This window comes from Microseira wollei NIES-4236, assembly GCF_020521235.1.
Lineage (GTDB): Bacteria > Cyanobacteriota > Cyanobacteriia > Cyanobacteriales > Aerosakkonemataceae > Microseira > Microseira wollei.
In genome coordinates, this window is sequence record NZ_BLAY01000025.1 from 51719 (window position 1) to 71040 (window position 19322).

15 protein-coding genes and 2 pseudogenes are annotated in these 19322 nt (G+C 47.5%); 6 read left to right on the top strand and 11 right to left on the bottom strand.

Features of this window, described 5'->3' with window-relative positions; genetic code table 11:
- Positions 1-358: 358 nt before the first annotated feature.
- Entirely contained in the window at positions 359-1558 is a 1200-nt protein-coding gene (gene cpcD/petH, locus MiSe_RS10400) for a bifunctional rod-capping linker CpcD/ferredoxin--NADP reductase PetH (RefSeq protein WP_226578456.1), read from the top strand.
- A gap of 181 nt (positions 1559-1739) precedes the next feature.
- On the opposite strand, the pseudogene MiSe_RS52605 reads toward cpcD/petH, so the two are convergent.
- The 4 genes and pseudogenes from MiSe_RS52605 to pap form a co-directional block, all read right to left on the bottom strand.
- A pseudogene (locus MiSe_RS52605) lies at positions 1740-1919 on the bottom strand (transposase); the annotation flags it as partial.
- Positions 1920-1937: 18 nt separating this feature from the next.
- Positions 1938-2393, bottom strand: coding sequence for a hypothetical protein (locus tag MiSe_RS10410; protein ID WP_226578459.1), 456 nt, complete (start codon positions 2391-2393; stop codon positions 1938-1940).
- Between the two features lie 71 nt (positions 2394-2464).
- Complete coding sequence (locus tag MiSe_RS10415) at positions 2465-3598, bottom strand: YdcF family protein (protein WP_226578461.1); 1134 nt, start codon at positions 3596-3598, stop codon at positions 2465-2467.
- A 110-nt stretch (positions 3599-3708) separates the two neighbouring features.
- On the bottom strand, positions 3709-5196 hold the full coding sequence (gene pap / locus MiSe_RS10420) for a polyphosphate:AMP phosphotransferase (RefSeq protein ID WP_226578464.1): 1488 nt from the start codon (positions 5194-5196) through the stop codon (positions 3709-3711).
- Positions 5197-5635: 439 nt separating this feature from the next.
- Here pap and MiSe_RS10425 point away from each other — a divergent pair, with 439 nt between their 5' ends.
- A complete protein-coding gene (locus MiSe_RS10425; RefSeq protein WP_226578467.1) occupies positions 5636-6574 on the top strand; it encodes a pentapeptide repeat-containing protein in 939 nt (312 codons plus the stop codon).
- Positions 6575-6653: 79 nt separating this feature from the next.
- Here MiSe_RS10425 and MiSe_RS10430 read toward each other — a convergent pair whose 3' ends face one another.
- On the bottom strand, positions 6654-7316 hold the full coding sequence (locus tag MiSe_RS10430) for a sugar transferase (RefSeq protein ID WP_226578470.1): 663 nt from the start codon (positions 7314-7316) through the stop codon (positions 6654-6656).
- A 407-nt stretch (positions 7317-7723) separates the two neighbouring features.
- Here MiSe_RS10430 and MiSe_RS10435 point away from each other — a divergent pair, with 407 nt between their 5' ends.
- A complete protein-coding gene (locus MiSe_RS10435) occupies positions 7724-8137 on the top strand; it encodes a hypothetical protein (RefSeq protein WP_226578473.1) in 414 nt (137 codons plus the stop codon).
- A 449-nt stretch (positions 8138-8586) separates the two neighbouring features.
- Here the strand turns inward: MiSe_RS10435 and adhE are convergent, their stop codons facing one another.
- From adhE to MiSe_RS10460, 5 genes are all read right to left on the bottom strand, one after another.
- A complete protein-coding gene (adhE, locus tag MiSe_RS10440; protein WP_226578476.1) occupies positions 8587-11259 on the bottom strand; it encodes a bifunctional acetaldehyde-CoA/alcohol dehydrogenase in 2673 nt (890 codons plus the stop codon).
- Between the two features lie 574 nt (positions 11260-11833).
- The gene (locus MiSe_RS10445) at positions 11834-12856 is read right to left on the bottom strand and encodes an S-layer homology domain-containing protein (RefSeq protein WP_226578479.1); all 1023 of its coding nucleotides are present in this window, start codon (positions 12854-12856) and stop codon (positions 11834-11836) included.
- A gap of 41 nt (positions 12857-12897) precedes the next feature.
- Positions 12898-13488, bottom strand: a complete 591-nt coding sequence (locus MiSe_RS10450; RefSeq protein ID WP_226578482.1) for a (2Fe-2S) ferredoxin domain-containing protein — start codon at positions 13486-13488, stop codon at positions 12898-12900.
- Between the two features lie 73 nt (positions 13489-13561).
- Positions 13562-13810, bottom strand: coding sequence for an Asr1405/Asl0597 family protein (locus MiSe_RS10455; protein ID WP_226578487.1), 249 nt, complete (start codon positions 13808-13810; stop codon positions 13562-13564).
- Between the two features lie 132 nt (positions 13811-13942).
- Positions 13943-15322 (bottom strand): homoserine dehydrogenase, encoded by a 1380-nt coding sequence (locus MiSe_RS10460; protein ID WP_226578489.1) that lies wholly within the window; start codon positions 15320-15322, stop codon positions 13943-13945.
- 674 nt (positions 15323-15996) lie between these two features.
- On the opposite strand from MiSe_RS10460, the gene MiSe_RS10465 reads away from it, so the two are divergent.
- A complete protein-coding gene (locus MiSe_RS10465) occupies positions 15997-16203 on the top strand; it encodes a hypothetical protein (RefSeq protein WP_226578492.1) in 207 nt (68 codons plus the stop codon).
- An 8-nt stretch (positions 16204-16211) separates the two neighbouring features.
- Entirely contained in the window at positions 16212-16802 is a 591-nt protein-coding gene (locus MiSe_RS10470; RefSeq protein ID WP_226578495.1) for a PEP-CTERM sorting domain-containing protein, read from the top strand.
- A gap of 463 nt (positions 16803-17265) precedes the next feature.
- On the opposite strand, the gene MiSe_RS10475 is transcribed toward MiSe_RS10470, so the two are convergent.
- A complete protein-coding gene (locus MiSe_RS10475) occupies positions 17266-18741 on the bottom strand; it encodes a TIGR02921 family PEP-CTERM protein (protein ID WP_226578498.1) in 1476 nt (491 codons plus the stop codon).
- A gap of 166 nt (positions 18742-18907) precedes the next feature.
- Here MiSe_RS10475 and MiSe_RS10480 point away from each other — a divergent pair.
- Positions 18908-19322: pseudogene (locus tag MiSe_RS10480) on the top strand (RNA-guided endonuclease TnpB family protein); the annotation flags it as partial.

Below are 19322 nucleotides of genomic sequence, written 5' to 3' on the forward strand. Positions count from 1 at the left end.
CTGACAAGCCATAGTCCCAGCAATGGGGAAACGAAGTTATCGGCAAGCGTTCAAGTTCCTACCAGGGGATGCTTCCGCCAGTTCCCTGCTCTAGAACCAAATAGTTAAACAGTTTTACTCGGGGTAAGACAGTGCTGTTTGGATAGTACCGACTGATAACTTTGGCGAAAGCGTTGCGGAATGCGCTAGCGTTCGGCTAACTTTACTGGAGTAGCAAGGCGATTCCCGGCATACAGGGAAAAGATGGACACTACTCCTCTGTCCATCTTCCCCAAAGGGGGACGGCATTAAAAATGCCGCGTTGTGTTTCCTCCGTGGTCTAAAGACACACGGTTTCCAGACTCCCGGAGATTTTTAGATGAACAATCCTAGCGTCGCAGGTAGCCGCGTCTTTGTTTATGAAGTGGTCGGTCTGCGTCAGAACGAAGCAACTGACAAAACAAACTCTCCCATCCGTCGCAGCGGCAGTGTGTTTATTACGGTGCCCTACAACCGCATGAATCAAGAAATGCAGCGGATTGCGCGCATGGGCGGCAAAATTGTCAGTATCCAGCCTTTAACCTCTGAGAACGGAGCGAACGGAAAAACCACACCGGGAAGTGGACTCCCAGAAACGAAGTTAGAGGAAAATCCCAAGCCAATGACTCAAGCGAAGGAAAAAACGGAACACAAAAAAGACATTCCCGTTAATCTTTACCGCCCGAATGCTCCCTATATTGGCAAATGTTTGTCGAATCAAGAGCTAGTGCGCGAGGGCGGCGAAGGTACCGTCCGTCACTTGAAATTCGACCTCTCTGCGGGTAATCTGCGGTATCTAGAAGGCCAAAGTATCGGGATCATCCCAGAAGGAACCGATAAAAACGGCAAACCTCACAAAATTAGGCTGTACTCGATCGCCTCGACTCGTCACGGGGACGATCTCGATGACAAGACTGTATCCCTCTGCGTCCGTCAACTTGTATACAAGCACCCGGAAACTGGGGAACAAGTCTTCGGCGTCTGCTCTACTTACTTGTGCAATTTGGAACCAGGGGCTGATGTGAAAATCACTGGCCCGGTCGGTAAGGAAATGCTTTTGCCGGACGATCCAGAAGCCACTATCATCATGATGGCAACGGGGACTGGTATTGCTCCTTTCCGCGCTTTCCTGTGGCGGATGTTTAAGGAAAAGGAACAAAACCCAGACTACCAATTCAAGGGTTTGGCTTGGATGTTCTTTGGTTGTGCCTATACTCCCAATATCCTGTACAAGGATCAACTCGAAGAGTTGACGCAGCAGTACCCGGATAACTTCCGTCTAACTTATGCCATCAGCCGCGAACAAAAGAACGCCAGCGGTGGCAAGATGTATATCCAAGACCGGATTAAAGAAAACGCAGACCAATTGTGGGAGTTGATCCAAAAACCCAATACCCACACCTATATCTGCGGTTTGAAGGGTATGGAAGGCGGTATCGACGAAGGTATGTCAGCCGCCGCTAGCAAGTTCGGCGTCAACTGGGCAGATTACCAGAAGCAGCTGAAGAAACAAGAGCGCTGGCACGTTGAAACATACTAGGGATTGACACTCCCCATGCCTAAAGGCGAGGGGATTTTTGGTTCATTGAGGCTTCTTGCTTTTGCAGGTCTGGCGACCAACAAAAGTAGAGCAAGCCTCTCCCCAAGCTTTACGTCCCCAATGCCCGACCGTAGATTTTGCTTGTAATGAGGTGCAACAGCTACAGTTTTACTGTTGAACTTCAAAGCAAAATATTCAATCCAACGACGAAAAATTCCCCTTTTCTATAGCGATTACTCCCTTTAACTTTTCTGGCAAGTTGACGTTGTAATCTTGTTAATAGCGCTCTGGCTCTTTTTAAGGCTTTTGGATTGACAAAAACCACTCCTGTTGATAAAGTCGCTAAAGTTTTTATCCCTAAATCTACCCCGACATAATCTTATTCCTTATCGGTGATTAGGGGTGATATTTCATAGGCACAAGCAATGTACCAATCGCCCGCTGTTTGGGATATAGTCACCTTTTTGGTTTTTGTTTGAGGTAAAGATTCATAAGTTGACACCCATCCAATCGTCGGTAATTTAATCCGAAATCCGCCCAGAGCAATTGGTTTTCCACCTGCATTTATTGTAAAACTCTCCTGACAGCCTTTCTTTTTAAATTTGGGATACTCTGACCGCTCGTCGAAAAAGTTTTTAAAGGCTTTCCCTAAATTATCAAAAGCAAATTCCGTAATTTCTTGACAAATACCTTTCTCTTTAATCCAGGTTAAAACTGGCTTAACTTCTTTGTTAAAGAATTTCTTTAAACTTAGCCTGTGCTTTAGGGGAAGGCATCCCCAAAGTAACGATCTCCGGAGTCGAAACCTATACTCTACTTGGGGAAACCAAGGCACGAGCAAGTTTTGACTTCGGAGTAGAGAATTCCCGTGTCAAAAGACCGGGGAGTGTCAAGCAACAGTTCTAATTACGAGGGACAGGGTAAATTCCTCACTTGCTGGATTGGTTCTACACCAGACGCCAACCAACCGCGCAACAGGTAGTAAACCGATGTCCAAAATTCGTTGACGACGCGGGTGCTGATAAACAGCGAGTCCGCATTGGAGATAAAGTCAGCAACTCTCAACTGGCGAAGGTCGCGGATGGTAATCGTTGATACATCTTTGCAAGTTGGATTTGGGAATACATCTACCAATATTTTAGGGATAGCCCCAGATTGGAACGATAAGAACCCGGCAGGACTGGGAATAGTATCAATTCCTAACAGGGCAAACGTTTGTCTGGCGCGTTGCATCCCCAAAGCAGGGGTGACCAGGATAACCCGATCTGGAAGTTCTCCTCGAGCTACAAGGCTTTTGACCGCTAGGGCGCTGGTACGAAAATCACTGCCACTCGGTTCGAGCAGAATCCTTTCTCTGGGGACGCCCAGGCGGACTAATAACCGACCAATATCCCTTGCCTCTACCAGATTAACTTCTGTGGGAGTCGCGGTGTTGAATCCCGGTCTTGCACCCGCACTGACAACTACAATCGGATCGCTACCCAAGGCGCGTTGGCGCAGATATTCTTCTGCCGTTTGCAGGATGCGAGCGCTGGTATCGGTGAGTTGTAATTGCCTGGGTTCGAGTAAATTCAGCTGGGTTGCCGACTGCCCTAACAATACAATTGCTCCAACGGGTTCGTTCCGTCGCGCTGCTAGCTGTGCTGCGTTAAGCGCTTCCAGTTCCCCTTGCTGCGCCAACCAAGAAGCTACCAGCGGTTGACTGAAAAACACCAAGATCAAAAACGCCGACCAAAGATAGTTGGTTGCTTCTTTTGTTATTCCACCTTTTTGGACTCCGCCCAAGGCTAAAAATAACAAAAACAGCGATAGCCCCAAGGGTTTTAACGGGAAAGTAAACAGCGCCCCAAAGTCTACGACCGAGCTTGTGAACGGCGATACAAACGCGACTAAGATGAATATCAGTATAATGAAAGCACCTACCCAAGCCAGGTAAGCCCTGGGTTTCACTTTGTCGCCTGCTTTCCGGTCAACGAGAACGTTCCAAACAATGTAAACGAGCAGCCCTAAAAGTATTAGCTGGATTATATTTAGAAACATGGGGTCACTTCCTCACTTAAAATGTCCAAGGCCAAAGATTTTAGATTAAAAGGGTTCCCTAGAATCTTGGCAATCTAAAATCGATAGGTTGAAAGTTGTTACCGATGTACCTATTTGCCTTTCAGCTTTTGCCCGATCGCCTGAATTACCGTCTGAATTACCTTAACACGGGCGTAGTACTTATCGTTAGCGGGTATTAGCGTCCAAGGTGCTGTCGGCGTGCTGGTGCGCTGTATCATTTGATTCACGGCAACTGAGTATAAAGGCCATTTATCTCGATTGCGCCAATCTTCTTCTGTGAGTTTATATTGCTTAAACGAGTCGTTTTGGCGTTCCATAAATCGCTCTAGCTGTTTTTCCGGACTGACGTGCAGCCAGAACTTGACCAAAACGTAACCGGCACCTGTAAGTTGGGCTTCAAACTCGTTGATTTCTTGATAGGCGCGACGCCATTCGGTGTCGGCGGCAAATCCTTCGATGCGCTCGACTAATACTCGTCCGTACCAGCTGCGGTCAAAAATGCCGATGCTGCCAGCTGTTGGTAACCGCCGCCAGAACCGCCAGAGGTAGTGATGGGCTTTTTCTTCATCGCTGGGTGCGGCAAAGGCATGGACTTGATAACTGCGGGGATCTAGTACGTCGGTGAGTCGTTTGATCGCACCTCCTTTTCCCGCAGCGTCCCACCCTTCAAACAATACCAATACGGGGATTTGATCTTGGTGGATGTTCAGCTGGAGTTGGCGCAACAGCACCTGTTCTTTCCGTAACTGGTGTTTATAATCCTGGCGCGACAGTGCGGCTGTTAAATCTACTTGAGCCAGGTAATCTGGTTCGGCTGGCGTTAGGTGTTCTTGCGGAGGTAACAAGGTCACCGGCGCGCGCGAGTGGAGTCGGTCGAGTGATTCGGTGAGGGTGGCTGCCAGTTGGGTGAGGACTTTCACTTTTGTCCAGCGTGGGCAGTTCCCTTCCACCAACGTCCAAGGGGCGGGTCCGGTGCTGGTGTGGATCAGCATTTCTTCGGCTAGGTTGACATATTGGTCGTAATGTTTTTGTTGCTGCCAGTCTTCTGGGCGCACACGCCAGGATTGTAGCGGATCGTCTGCATATTTTTTCAGGCGGCGTTTTAATTCTTTATGACTTAAATGAATCCAAAATTTAGCGATCGCCGCCCCATCATCCACTAACTGCCGTTCAAAGGCGTTGATCTGCTGCATCACCATCGGCACTTCCTCTGGTAGTACGCGCTCAAACAAGCGGTCTTCTAAAATATGGATGTACCAGCTGTGGTAAAAAAACCCGATGCTGCCCCGTCGCGGCAGTTTCCCCCAAAATCGCCGCAAGAAGGGGTATTTCATTTCCTCTGGACTGGGAGGCCAAATCGGGTGGACGGCAAACCCGCGCGGGTCCATGTAGGCGACCATTTTTTTGACTACAGAGCCTTTTCCCGCCGCCGCCCATCCTTCCAGCACCACGATCGCGGGCAGTTTTTTTTCCCAACACGCTTGTTGCAGACTTCGCATCTGACGCATTAACGCTTCTATCTGCGTTGCGTAGGTCGTTTTATCCAGGGTCAGTTCCAGATCGAGGGTATCTAGCATAAATAGCAGCTACAAGTGCAGTTTTATTACGTTTTTTATCAGAGAGTTTGGTTTTGTAGAGCAGCCAACCCCTCAAATTATCCAATTCTCTACCTTTTTAAAGTAGCCAAAACTACGTCATAGCATCTTTAAAAACGATTTTTCCGTGTAAATACGGTTAATTATAAAATAAATCTTAAAAATACTTGACAAATTGATTTTTTTCTTAAAACATACCGGCGGCAAACCAGAGTAATATCCATATGGGTCAAGCGGTGATGGGTCATGGGTAATAGGTAAAAGCGGTAATGGGTAATTGGTAATTGGTAATTGGAGTAACAGGCTTTGGCAGTATTGACAATTACCCATTACCCATTACCAGCACCGCTCGATGTAACTAGCAACTTACGTTAGGTAGATTTTTCAAGGGTAAAACAGTACGGACTGGAGACTTCGCATTATGCAAGTTAGCTATCTGCTAAAACTTTACGAAATGGGACACAGAGATTTTGCCGGTGTAGATCTGCGAGGCGCAGACCTGAGTGGAATAACGTTAATCGAGGTGAATTTCTCCGGCGCAAATCTCACAGGAGCTAATTTAAGCCGAACTTTCCTCACCAAGTCAAATTTGAGCGGAGCGTTTCTCAATTGGGCAAATTTAAGTTTTGTTAAACTGAGCGAAGGTCAGCTAACCGATGCAGATTTAACAAAAGCCAACCTCAACGGCGCTTTTATGGTGAAGTCAAACTTAACCAAAGCCAAACTCAGCGGTGCAAATCTGACTGGGGTGAATCTGCGCGGGGCTAACCTGGAAAAAAGCAATCTTTGCGGTGCAAATTTACAAGGAATAAATCTTCGAGGCGCTAACCTCAACGGTGCTAACCTGAGTTGGGCGAACTTGTCCGGTGCTAGACTGAGCGGGGCAACGCTTTATGGAGCGTTCTTAAATGGAGTGAATTTGTCAGAAGCTTTTTTAAATGGGGTTGACCTCAACGGCGTCGATCTCAACGGTGCGAACTTGAGCGAAGCTAAATTGAGCGGTACTCAACTGCAAGTAGCCAATCTCGCCGCGAGCAATTTAAGCGAAGCACAGATGTGCGGCGTTAACTTGATGGAAGCAGATCTGACCGGGGCAGACTTGACGCGGGCAAGTTTAAAAAAGGCGAACCTGAAATGGGCAAATTTGAGTAAAGCTGACTTGCGCGAGGCGAATTTGAACGAGGCTTCCTTGCTGGGTGCGAAAATTGATGGAGCGGAATTTTCCGGCGTGACAATGCCTGATGCGACGAGACGCTATCTGTGCGCGATCGCTAAAGGCACGACGGCATGGACTTGTCAAGAAACCAAGGCAACGCTGAACTGTGCCCCCAATCTTGCCAGACAGGCAGTTGTTAATTAACATCAAAAAATCTGGGGAGTTCAAACCCCCCCAATAAAGGAGAAATTACGAGGGACCCGATTCCAAGAAAGGCTAGCAATTAGCAAGCACCCTTTCCGCAAAAGACTACCTGAATCGTCTTCAAAACAATCTGGATATCGTATAAAGGGTTCCATAGCTTTTGGTAATTCAGGTCTAGCGCTACTATCTGTTCAAAATCCTTAATCTGGGAACGACCGCTGACCTGCCATACACCTGTTAAACCGGGCTTCACATTTAACCGCTGCCAGTGATACGAATTGTAGCGAGCAACTTCATCCGATGTGGGTGGGCGCGTACCAACTAAGCTCATTTCTCCCATCAGGACGTTCCAAAACTGCGGCAGTTCATCTAAACTGGTTTTGCGTAAGAAACTGCCTACCCTGGTGACGCGGGGGTCGTTTTCATTCTTGAATATCAGTCCCTTAGCTTCATTCTTAATCTGAGACTTGAGTTGCTCGGCATTAACGACCATCGAGCGGAACTTGCGAATTGTAAACGGACACCCGTACAGTCCGTGGCGCTCTTGGGTGAAGAAAATGGGGCCGGGACTGTCCAGCTTGATCGCGATCGCTATCGGTACGAAAACGATACCCAGCAAGATCAACCCTACTATACTGCCCGCGATGTCCAGCAGACGCTTGAAAATAGAGCGCGTTGAGGGGTGATGCACCGATTCGGAAACGGGAGTACTTACTGTTGAACTAAAAATTATTGGTGACATTGCTGAATGCGTCATAACGGGTAGACTCTGGAACAACCGTAAAAGTACTTAGGCTAAACACAATATATAATTCCCGTTCCAGATGAGTGTGTTTCAGACACGACCTTGTTCAAATCTTCATTTATAATCAGCTTTTATAAAGTTTGTGTAAAGCCGATATAACCCCAGAAATATGGAATTCTGGGGGAAACTACGCTTTTAAGTAAGTAGGTTCGCTTAACAACCGTCAAGAGAGCCTCATACCCGCGTTTATCTATGTTGTTCGCGGCAAGTTCTCCAAGTTGTTGCACCCCCCGCGAAGGCGCGTGTCGCGGCAAAAGATACCGTCAACAGTCAAGCAAAGCTTGTAGATTGCAGTCGTACCCCATAGGCAGGAAAAATAAAAAGATGATAAAAAGGCGAATTAAATGTGCAAAAATATTGTAACAGTTACCGTTGCTATCAGTTTCCTAGTCGTCAGTTGCACTTCCACCAGAGTATCCCAGTGCAACAAGCTGACTGAGGCGATCAATAAAGCTGACAGAGCGACTCAAAGTGCTAAGACGGGTTTGCCCGCAGACCTGATAGGCGCAGCAGATGGACTAGACCAAATTGTCCAAGAACTGAAAACCGTTGAAGTCAAGGATGAAAAACTTCGAGGTCTGCGAGGTAGCTTTGTGTTGATGTATGGCGATCTGGGCCAATTATTCCGAAATACGGCGATCGCTATCTCCAAACAAGACCGTCAAGGTATTAAATCTTACCTCGAATCTCTCCAAGACGCGCACAAGCAAGATCGAGTATTAGTTCAAGAGATTAATAGCTACTGTGCTGGAAAATAACTGGAACGGGACTTATACGGTTTTCCCGTCAACGCACTACACATAGGGGGCGGACACGGGGGTACCGCCCCTACTCATGTGTGGCATTTTCAAGGGAAATTGGTATTACGCGGATATTCCGGTTTTCTATGAAAAATCGTCGATTCCGGTAGCAATGGTAGTGGATACTTTTTGACGAGAGTAGGGGCGGATTTTACGAGAAATACTTGCTACCAGCGTCAAGCATAAATAAACTCTTCCTTAACTAATGCTACCGATGCAACCGGACATGATATTAACCCAAGTTGCTAGTTACATCGAATGACACTGGTAATGGGTAATGGGTAATGGGTAATGGGTAATGGGTAATTGTATTGCATCCACAAGCCTCACACCTGCTCACCTGCTCACCTGCTCACCTGCTAGCCCAACGCAACCGATGCTACCGGAATTGATATTACGCGATCGCGCTACACAGGTTGGGGATCGGGGTTGACCTCAACCTTGTTGGTTCCATGACCGTTACCGTTGCTCTGCATCGCCGTAAAATCAACCACAGCCACGCCTTCGTAAGCATCGACAAATAGTTGCTTCAAATCGCTAATCAAGGGATAGCGGGGGTTCGATCCGGTACACTGATCGTCAAATGCTCGATCGGCAAGGTCGTCCAACTTGGCGTAAAATTCCGCCGGGGTTTCTTTAATCACATCCTTAATCGCTGAAGGAATTTCGACTTGACGCTTGAGATCTTCCACCGCCGCAATTAACCGATTAACTTTTTCAGCTTCCGTATCGCCTCCCAATCCCAAGTAACTTGCGATCCGCGCATAACGCCACATGGCATTAGGATACTTGTACTGAGAGAAAGTCGCTTGTTTAAAGGGCGCATCGGTGGCGTTGTAACGGATCGTGTGGGAAATCATCAGCGCATTTGCTAAACCGTGGGGAATGTGGAATGTTGCTCCCAATTGGTGCGCCATCGAGTGACAAATACCCAGGAAACCATTGGCAAATGCCATCCCCGCAATTGTGGCAGCATAGTGCATTTTCTCTCGCGCTTTGGGGTCGTTGGCTCCATTTTTGTATGCACTCGGCAGGTATTTAAAGATCAGTCGGATCGCTTCTAAAGCTAAACCGTTGGTATACTCGGAAGCCAAAACCGAGACGAAAGCTTCCAAGGCGTGAGTTAATGCATCAATACCCCCATAAGCAGTTAGCTTTTTGGGCATATGTAAAACTAACTCTGGATCGACGATCGCCATTGTGGGAGTCAGCGCATAGTCCGCCAGGGGGTATTTAATATCCGTGCGCCGATCTGTTACAACTGCAAACGGCGTCACTTCCGAACCCGTTCCCGATGTGGTAGGAATTGCCACCAGAATCGCTTTATCGCCTAATGGGGGTAATTCGTAGACTCGCTTGCGGATATCCATAAACCGCATCGCCAATCCTTCAAATTCTATTTCTGGATGTTCGTACAACAGCCAGATAATTTTGGCAGCATCCATCGGAGAACCGCCACCCATTGCAATAATGACATCGGGTTGGAAGGTATTAATTAATTCCAATCCTCGCTGCACGGTTTCCAGGGAAGGATCGGGTTCGACATCGTAAAAGATATCGTATTTCAATCCAATTTCATCCAGAGCTGCTTCCAGGGTATTGGTAACCCCCAAGTCGTAAAGCGGTTTATCTGTGATGATAAATGCTCGCCGTTTTCCAGCTAATTCTCGAATCGCAACGGGTAGCGCCCCAGATTTAAAGTAAACTTTGGGCGGGATGCGGAACCAAAGCATATTTTCTCGGCGTTCTGCTACTGTTTTAATATTTAGCAGGTGACGGGGTTCGACGTTTTCGCTGATTGAATTACCGCCCCAAGTGCCGCAACCTAAAGTTAAAGATGGATCGAGGCGGAAGTTGTAAAGGTCGCCAATCGCACCTTGGGAAGAAGGGGTATTAATCAACACCCGCGCGGTTTGTACTTTATCTTCAAACCGCTTGATATGTTCTGTATTCGCCGGAGATGTGTAAAGAACTGCGGTGTGACCGCGTCCGCCAAATTCTACCAATTGCTCGGCTTTTTCTACCGCATCTTCGTAGTCTTTTGCCCGATACATTGCCAGAATCGGCGAAAGTTTTTCATAAGCAAATGGTTCGTCTTTGCCAACTTTTTCGACTTCACCAATTAGCACTCTAGTATCTTCTGGAATGGAAAAACCGGCTAATCCTGCCAGCTTTTGGACTGGTTGTCCGACTATTTCCGCGTTGAGGTGTCCGTTGACAATAATTTGATTGCCGAGTTTTTCCCGCTCTTCAGGAGTGACAAAATAAGCTCCCCGCGCGATAAACTCTCGCTTGACTTCCTCATACACATCATCCACAACTATCACCGATTGTTCGCTGGCACAAATCATGCCATTGTCGAAGGTTTTGCTGAGAATAATCGAGGAAACCGCTAGTTTTAAATGCGCGGTAGAATCAATCACTGCGGGCGTATTTCCTGCCCCGACTCCCAATGAAGGACGACCGGAAGAATAAGCCGCTTTGACCATTCCCGGCCCACCCGTGGCCAGAATTAAGCTAATATCCGAATGCTGCATTAAAGCTTGCGACAACGGCACGGAAGGCTCATCAATCCAACCGATAATGTTTTCGGGCGCCCCGGCATCTACGGCTGCTTGGAGGATAATTTTTGCGGCTTCAATCGTACAGTTTTTCGCCCGTGGGTGGGGTGAAAAAATAATCGCGTTGCGGGTTTTGAGGGCGATTAGGGCTTTAAAAATTGCGGTGGCAGTTGGGTTGGTGGTGGGAACAATTCCGGCTAAAATCCCCACTGGTTCGGCAATTTTTTGAATGCCAAAGGCTTTGTCTTCTTCAATGACGCCGCAGGTTTTGTCCTGTTTGTATTTGTTGTAGATTATTTCTGAGGCGAAGTGGTTTTTGATCACTTTATCTTCTACCACTCCCATGCCGGTTTCTGCTACTGCCATTTTGGCGAGGGGAATGCGCGCAGCATTGGCGGCTAGAGCAGCTTTTTTGAAGATTGCATCGACTTGCTCTTGCGTGTAGGTGGCGTATTCAGCTTGCGCTGCTTTCACTCGCCGAATCAATTCTTCTAATTCTTGAACGTTCGTAACTCTCATAATTTTTCAGTCCTTGACATCAACTTTCAGACTGTCATTATCTGGGTGAATGAATGTGTTTTTGCTGGCAATTGTAGCTCCTGCTTTCAACAGGTTTGACGATTTAATGAAGGGAAAATTTACCAGTTTTTGCCTGCTGCAACAATTGGCAATAACACTAACGATTGTTTCTGGGCTGTTAGGGAGTAATGAAGGTTTTTCCTGTTACTTCTCTGGGAGACTACTTTGATTGTAAAGAAGATTTGGGGTAAGTTGCAAAAGTTTAAAATAGATTTCAGGATCGCTGGTGGTTAGTGGCAAGCTAAAGCAGAAACCCGGTTTTTTGAAAAAACCGGGTTTCTTAAGCATGCTAATGCGTTATAATTAAAGTTAACTGCGAGTTATAGTGCTAATGGCTAATGGCTAATGGCTAATTGATAGCTCTGCCAGTCTTGTCTTAGCAACCTCACACCTCAGCAAAGTGCCTGTGTGAAGTAGAAGGCAGCGGACGCATCCTCCCCTCAACCTAAGTACGCACATTTGCGGAATTTTGGGTGAGCGATACCTGGGAAGCACGTATCGCTCAAACTCCATCTTATTTCGGCTGCACTATAAACTTAGAGTTAATTTTTTCAGCTTTCCCTTCTTTAACCAAAGCTTGATGAATCAACGCCGCCACTTCAGCGCGCGTCACCATTTTGTTAGGATTGAGGACTGCCGCATTTGGATGATTCACGACTAAACCCGCTGCAGTTGCTGCCGCAACGGCGTTTTTGGCATAGGCGGGAATTTGATTGGCATCTTTGTAAACTTGTAAAGTTTTACCTGGATCGGCGGGGGGTTGTAAACCCAAACCATTGGCAAGGGCAACAATAGCTTGCACTTTGGGAATTTGTTGTTTGGGTTGGAAGGTATTTCCGGGATATCCTTTTAAAAATCCGGTTCGGGTTGATTTGTCAATCGCCTCAGCTGCCCAGAAATCTGACGGGACATCCTTATATTCCACTGCCTCCCGCACGGGGTTGTGGTCAAAAATTTTTTGCGTCATTAACGCAAATTCAGCGCGGGTTACAGGTTGATTCGGTTTAAAGTAATCCTGCGGAAAACCCCAAATGAAACCGCGCGTTTGCAGCGATTGAATAAAGGGTTTTGCCCAGAAGTTATCCGGAACATCGACAAATTTAACCGATTTCGCTGCCGGGGTAGTTTTTGCACGGGGTGGAGGCGCGACAATCACCGGAATCGCCGGAATCACTCTAGCGACTGTTCCTCCAGGTGAAGGTACGGGAATGGGAGTGGGTGATTCTTTGGTGGGAGCAATTACTACAGGCACTCCGGGTGTAGGCGTAACCGTTGCTAAGGGGACTGGTTTAGTAGGTACAATCCTGGTAGAAGGAATTGGCACTCCCGCTTGTGGGGCGGGTTGTGGAGATTCTACGATTCCAGTTACAGTGGGAGGACCTTTAAAGCGTTCGTCTCTTCCAAGCACCCAGAACAAAATCGCGCCGATGGTAGTAAATGCAACCAAGATGCCGATAAAATCATCAAATCCTAAGTCGCGTCGGCGGGATGATTGTGGCTGTGGGCGGGGCGAATCTGGGGAAGGGGAATTAGTCATTTTTTTCCACCTATCGCAACGGTAATGCCATCGCGATTAGTTTAACCCACCAGCGTTGGTTCTCCAATAGGTTGGGCGAAGTGTTTTTCGATTAAGTCGGGTATTTCTTGGGGACTGACGCGCCGATAATTGGTTTTATCGGGCATTATGACTATATTTGGCCCTGCTTTGCATTGTTTCATGCAGCCGGTTTTTTTGATGGTAACAGAGTCTTCTAATCCGCGATCGCGCAATTCCCCCGCCAGTGCTTTACATACTTCCATCGCCCCTTTCTGGCAGCAATCGGATTTTTCACACACTAATATACAAGCTGGCGGTTTGGCAGCCTTTGCTGTCACTGGGGGTGGGACGTTAGCGTTACTCGGAACTGTAAGCTTTACTTCATATGCTTTTAATTTAAGTTGACCGCGCTTCCAGTCTAGGATGCGATCGCCACTCACTTCGATCCAATCTCCCGGTATTAAACCCTGGCTGAGGGAACCCCGGATTGATTTTGACAGTTTGATGCAATATTCACCCTCGGCGGTGGCGAGGCGCAAGCCTTTGACTTTGTAGCCGTCTTCCAGAATAAATCCCACAAACCGTCCTTTCAGACAGAATTCTAATATTTGAGCGCTTTTGCAGTGACTCACGATCTTCTTCCTCCTTTATTTCAGTAATTTTTCTCAATTGTGCTGGCTGTTTCTCACTTATCCTTAGCTTTTGTTAAGGTTTGCAGTGCCAACAACGGTGCAGCCAGAATGTCATTTCGCGCCGCTTTGCGCTTAACTGTCGCACCACACTCCACAGTTGCAAAGCCGCTGTGGGTGTATTTATTTCGGCTTGTAAGTAACCGTCGCTAGAACACCAACAGGGGATGCCTAACTCTTGCAGTCGTTGATAAACTTGCCAGCGATCGCCACGCTGAACTAGCACCAACTGCATCGCTGGTGCCTGATTCTGAGATTGCTCCATCAAAACTCGCTCGTTCTAAATGCAAATTATTCTCAATTTATTTGTATTATAAGCGACGGTTCGCCAATTGCAAGTAATTTTCAATTGCTCTTCACAGAATCTTTAGGGAATTCAACAATCATTAAGAAATATTTATAGAACCCGCAGCAGACTGGGAATGCTATCCACGGAGTCTAAAGTGCGAATTTCGTCAAGTGCTTGGTGAAAATCGCCTTCGCGGACATCGTGGGTAACGACGACAATTTCGGCGAACTCGCCCTGGAAACCCGTCTGGACGATAGATTCAATGCTGACGCCGTGGTTGCCGAAACTCGTTCCCAGCTTACCGATCACCCCTGGACGATCTTTGGTGAGAAAGCGGGCGTAAAAGCGGGTCGTTAATTCTTCGATGGGAGCAATTTTGCAGTAGTGTTGGTGGGTGCAGGTGAGAAGCGGATGGAGATTGGTAATTGGTAATGGGTAATTGGTAATTGGTGATGGGGAATTCTCCTCTGCTGCCACAGGCGAGACGCCTGTGCTACGATGCCCACCTGCACTCTTAAGCACGGCGGCGATGTTTAAAATATCGGAGACGACGGCGCTGGCGGTGGGACCTGCACCCGCACCGGGACCGAAGAACATGACTTGACCGATGGGGTCGCCTTCGACCAGTATTGCGTTGTAGACGCCGCTGATGCTGGCGAGGGGGTGAGTTCGGGGTACTAATGTGGGATGGACGCGCAGGCGCAGACGGTCGGTAGGATCGTCTTGGAGCATTTCGCGGTTGGCGATCGCCAGCAATTTGATTACAAATCCCAACTTATCGGCATAGGCGATATCGGCGGCGCTGACTTGGGAAATGCCTTCGCGATAGACATCTTCTAATTTGATTCGTCCGCCAAACGCGAGTGAAGCGAGAATGGCGATTTTATCGGCGGCGTCAAAACCATCGACATCGGCGGTGGGGTCGGCTTCAGCGTATCCTAATTTTTGAGCTTCGGCGAGGACATCGGCAAAATCTGCCCCTTCGGTTTGCATCCGGGTGAGGATATAGTTAGTCGTGCCGTTGACAATGCCGATTACCGAGCGAATGCGGTTAACGCCTAAAGCTTGTTTGAGGGGTTGAATTACGGGGATACCGCCGCCGACGGCAGCTTCTAACAAGACGTAAACCCCCGCCTCATTGGCTGCGTCGTAGATTTCATCGCCAAAACGGGCGATAACGGCTTTATTTGCGGTAACGACGTGCTTACCGTGGGATATGGCTTTGAGGATAAGCGATCGTGCCGGTTCCAATCCGCCGATGACTTCGACTACGATATCGACATCAGGATCGGTGACGATTGATTCTAAATCGCTGGTGACGGCGCCTGGGGGGAGTTGGACGGGGCGGGTTTTTTCAGGATTGCGCACCCCGACGCGATAGATTTCTAACTCCTCTACCAGCGGGTTACGCCCAGAAGGGTCGAGTAAAATCTGTGCAGTTCCCGTACCAACCGTTCCCAGTCCGAGCAAACCGATTTTAAAAGCCACGCTTCTGACCTATACCGACTAAATTCTTGCCAAAACCATTTTGACATCTAGGGTGCGATCGCTGAAATTTACTTTCGCTTAAATTACAGGACTTAGGCAGCACGAGAAAAGAAACCGGGTTTCTTGGGTCGAATCGACTGCGCCCGCACTTCCACCGCTGTTGGATACTGAGGATCGCGATCTGTAGCGATGCTTGAGCGATCGCGTCACAGTGGGAGGTGCTAAGAGGTTGACTAAATAGCCAAATTATTACTCATTCCTCCTCAAACTTGTCTATCTTGAGGAAGTTGTCAGGGATTGACATAGAAGTAGCCTATTGGTAATCTATGAGAAATGCCGAAAACCAAGGCTGAAAAAGTATCTGGTTTGTAAACCACAGTCGATTCAAAACTAGCCAGCCTGTAAAAAGGTCGAACAGTCAGTCCGCCGCGATTCGTTAAATAAGCTGAAAATAATGGATGAACAATGGCTCTTAGCTTCAGCATAAAAGATGGACAGTAAAATAGGGTGGGCTACACCCGAATTTCCTAGTGGACAAGAAGGATCCGACTCCCTTGGATGAAGCAGGAAGCAGACTCTCTAGAATTAGTTGTTCTAGTTAAATGGTGAGACTTGAATAGGTTTAGCCAAGTTTTGTGTAGCACTCTGTCGGTGCGATCGCCACATCTGGTGCAATGCCAACTTTGTTAATGTCGCGATCGCCAAACCTAGAAACCGGGTTTCAAGCTGCTTCCGCGAGTGCTAGGGGTGTGCATATCTCTAGTTCTCAAGCGACGATTTTTCCCAGAAACCCGGTTTCTTTGAACTTAAAGATAGTCACCGCCAGCGCCAATCCATCCTTTAAGCCTCGAACAGATTATAATAATACCCAATCGCACTAACGACCTCGATGAAAAATCTAGCTCTATTATCTGCCACAGTTCTAGCTGCCACATCTGGATTAGTTTTCGGGACAATGCAGTCCGCTTCTGCTTTAACTTGGAACTGGAATTATTCTGGTACTGGCACAACGGCAAGCGGTACTTTCACCACTGATGACACCCCTGACAGTTTAGGTTTTTACCTGATTACTGGAATTACTGGAACGCGCAACGGCGAAACAATTACAGGTCTGCTACCTGCCGGGATACCAATACCGGGAAACGAACCTTTCAATATTGACAATTTAATTAGTTTGAATCCTCAGCAGTTAACTGGTGAGGGTTTTGGTTATTCCACTTCGGGGGGAAACTATGCTAGTCCATTTTTCGCTAGTTTTTTGCAGCCCCCTGGTTATTTAGAGGTTTTTTCTGCCTCCCCATTTATACCAGGTTTTGAAAATTTAGGGCCGGAAGATAGTGAGTTGCGCATTAGTTTTTCTGCAACCATAACCAGCGTCCCCGAACCATCTTCTACATTAGGTCTACTAGCCCTTACCAGTCTAGGTGCAGGTTCGCTATTAAAACGCAAATGCAATCAGCACAAACCTACAGAGAACTAGACAACTGAATCTGTCTATTATGCTGCAAGAAAAGGCTAAAATACAACGTACAAATTAACAAGTAATATCAAATCCGGTTGCATGGGAATAATTAGCTTTCTTGCCAATTGCTAATTGCTAATTGCTAATTGCTAATTTGACATACAGGTTGTAATTCCGATGCAACGGTCAACGATATAAAGGCTAGATTCCCAACTGCTTATATCAAATAGAAAAAATAATGCCACATATTGGAGATTCCCCTAAATCCCCCAAAACAGCGGGGGAGTTAAAACCTAGTCTTGTTCCCCCCTTTTGTAGGCGAAGCCTTCCCGCAGGGTAGGGAGGCTAGCGGGGATCAACCATTTGTAGTAAATCAAGTTGCTAGTTATCTCTCTCCTTGCGGCTAATGGCTAATGGCTAATGGCTCAATCAGGAAAAATTCTAGATTAGCAATTAGCAATTAGCAATTAGCAATTACCCATTAATTCAAAATGCGTAAGTCCTGCTGGTATTGATAGACACCCCAGAGTGCAACTGCCCCGACTATCAGTAACAGCCATTCTGCGGGTTCGGGTACGCCACTAATGAGATTAATATTGGGCTGTGGCAGTTGTTGGTCTTCCACTTCGCGGTCAAAGCGATCGCTTTGTTGTTCTGCCTGTTTCAACTGTTGCCGCTGTTGGTCGTTCACCAACACAATCATTGAAGAATAAGGCGTGACAATGCCGTATCGCTTCGCGGCAGAATGAATCGCATCGAGTTCTTTGATTTCGTTGGGTTGCAGGTAGCGACTCAGATGGGTCGTCCACTGACGGGCAGCCAAAGCACCAAAGCCTTCTGGAGCAGGATTAGCATCTACGGCATCTTTTGTCAAGTACCAGGCATAGCCATCCACCAGATTCAAGAAAGATGTACCCATGCCGCGACTGGGTTGCGTTCCAATGCGCTGCATCACGGTTTGCACCTCAGTTGCCACTCCGCCATCGCTGTTCTGAATAGCTTTTAAGGTGGCGTCATCGTAGCCAAACGCCAAGCCACCCAGATGCACAAACCACACGGGGGCTGGCATTGCGCCTGCCAACTGGCGATCGCTGTTCAACTCATAGCTACCCGGATCGGTAATGACCACAATGGCATCGTAGTTTTTGTTACCGCGCAATTGCTGGAACTGCGCCAGCATGTCCTTGGGCTGAACCATGCCATAGAACAAGACCTTTTGCGGCTCGAAACTGCCAATATCGAGCAGCTGGGGGGTTGCTTCAGCTTTGGTTAGGTACAAGTCGGCGATGTTTTGTTTGACGATATTATCTTTCAGCCAGCGGAAGGTATCAGTCACTTGCTGACGATGTGCCTTCATGCTGTAAGAACTGTCTAAAATTACGGCAAATCGTTTCCCTTGGGGTAGCTGGTAGTCATTTTTGGCAAACGGGGTGGCTAGTACGCGAGCGCCCCAAGGCAGGGTCATCTGGTGCGCGGTGGCTGGTGTTTTATCAGCCGGAAGCGTTGCTGGAAGCCACTGGTTAGATCCAGAAACCGTCTTGCCATTGATGACGCGCTTGGTTGCTTTAGTCCAAAAGATATTGCGTTGCTCGCGCAGTTCGGGCAATCGCCAACCTGCTTCTTGCTTCAGCACCTTGTAGCTGAACCAGAGATACATCTTAGCTGGCTGATTCCTCCAAATCCCGTCTGGTCCGAAGGTTTGCCCCTTTGGGGGTACGGGGAATGCCCGCAGACGATATTGCTGAGGCCCCACCTGCTCCAGCAGTGCCGGATCGACATTGCGAACCACCTGGTTGGTATAAACCTGCTGGGCAGCCCCCCGTGGCGAAATAACAAAGGGATATTTCTTGGGAACATTGGCATCATCGCTCAGCCAAACGCCGGTAATTGCTGCGCTTTCCGGCAACGAGAAATAGTAGAGTATTTCTTCGGCAACGGTGGTTTTGTTTTGATACACCTAAAAATACCGGGAGCGTGGTAGCCCCGCATTTTTAAATCGGGGCGGAAACGCGATGCGAGCAGATTTATCTGCCGTCAATATTAGGTGAATTTAATTAATATTAACACTCAGGTTAAAAGCAGTAAATTATAATTTAACTTACAGCAACAAGAGGTGATAGCAATTGGCTAAAAGCAAGACTTCATCATTCATCACAGAAATTCCACTGATTGTAGATAGTAAACAACAGCAAGAACTACTGTCTCGTTTTCAAGCAGCGAGACAACTATACAATGCTTGCCTGAACGAAGCAATGGTAAGAATGAATCTTGTGAAAAGCTCAGAAGCCTTCCAGCAAGCCAAACAAATACATAGAGAAGCCAAGAAAAAAAGAAGTGACGCATTCAACGCTGTAAGAATTGCCTACAGATATTCTGACTACGACATACAGGCTTATGCAACAATTGTCAGCAATCGCTCAAAATGGATAGCTCAACTGCTTGACTCAAATACCCAACAAGTTTTAGCCACTCGCGCTTTTAAAGCCAGCGAAAAAGTCATGTTTGGGCGAGCCAAAAAGGTTCGCTATAAAGTACCTT

Excerpts from the sequence above, each read along its gene's own strand:
- cpcD/petH (WP_226578456.1), top strand. The coding sequence starts at position 359 with ATGAACAATCCTAGCGTCGCAGGTAGCCGCGTCTTTGTTTATGAAGTG.
- MiSe_RS10415 (WP_226578461.1), bottom strand. The coding sequence starts at position 3,598 with ATGTTTCTAAATATAATCCAGCTAATACTTTTAGGGCTGCTCGTTTAC.
- pap (WP_226578464.1), bottom strand. The coding sequence starts at position 5,196 with ATGCTAGATACCCTCGATCTGGAACTGACCCTGGATAAAACGACCTAC.
- MiSe_RS10425 (WP_226578467.1), top strand. The coding sequence starts at position 5,636 with ATGCAAGTTAGCTATCTGCTAAAACTTTACGAAATGGGACACAGAGAT.
- MiSe_RS10430 (WP_226578470.1), bottom strand. The coding sequence starts at position 7,316 with ATGTCACCAATAATTTTTAGTTCAACAGTAAGTACTCCCGTTTCCGAA.
- MiSe_RS10435 (WP_226578473.1), top strand. The coding sequence starts at position 7,724 with ATGTGCAAAAATATTGTAACAGTTACCGTTGCTATCAGTTTCCTAGTC.
- adhE (WP_226578476.1), bottom strand. The coding sequence starts at position 11,259 with ATGAGAGTTACGAACGTTCAAGAATTAGAAGAATTGATTCGGCGAGTG.
- MiSe_RS10445 (WP_226578479.1), bottom strand. The coding sequence starts at position 12,856 with ATGACTAATTCCCCTTCCCCAGATTCGCCCCGCCCACAGCCACAATCA.
- MiSe_RS10455 (WP_226578487.1), bottom strand. The coding sequence starts at position 13,810 with ATGGAGCAATCTCAGAATCAGGCACCAGCGATGCAGTTGGTGCTAGTT.
- MiSe_RS10465 (WP_226578492.1), top strand. The coding sequence starts at position 15,997 with ATGCCAACTTTGTTAATGTCGCGATCGCCAAACCTAGAAACCGGGTTT.
- MiSe_RS10470 (WP_226578495.1), top strand. The coding sequence starts at position 16,212 with ATGAAAAATCTAGCTCTATTATCTGCCACAGTTCTAGCTGCCACATCT.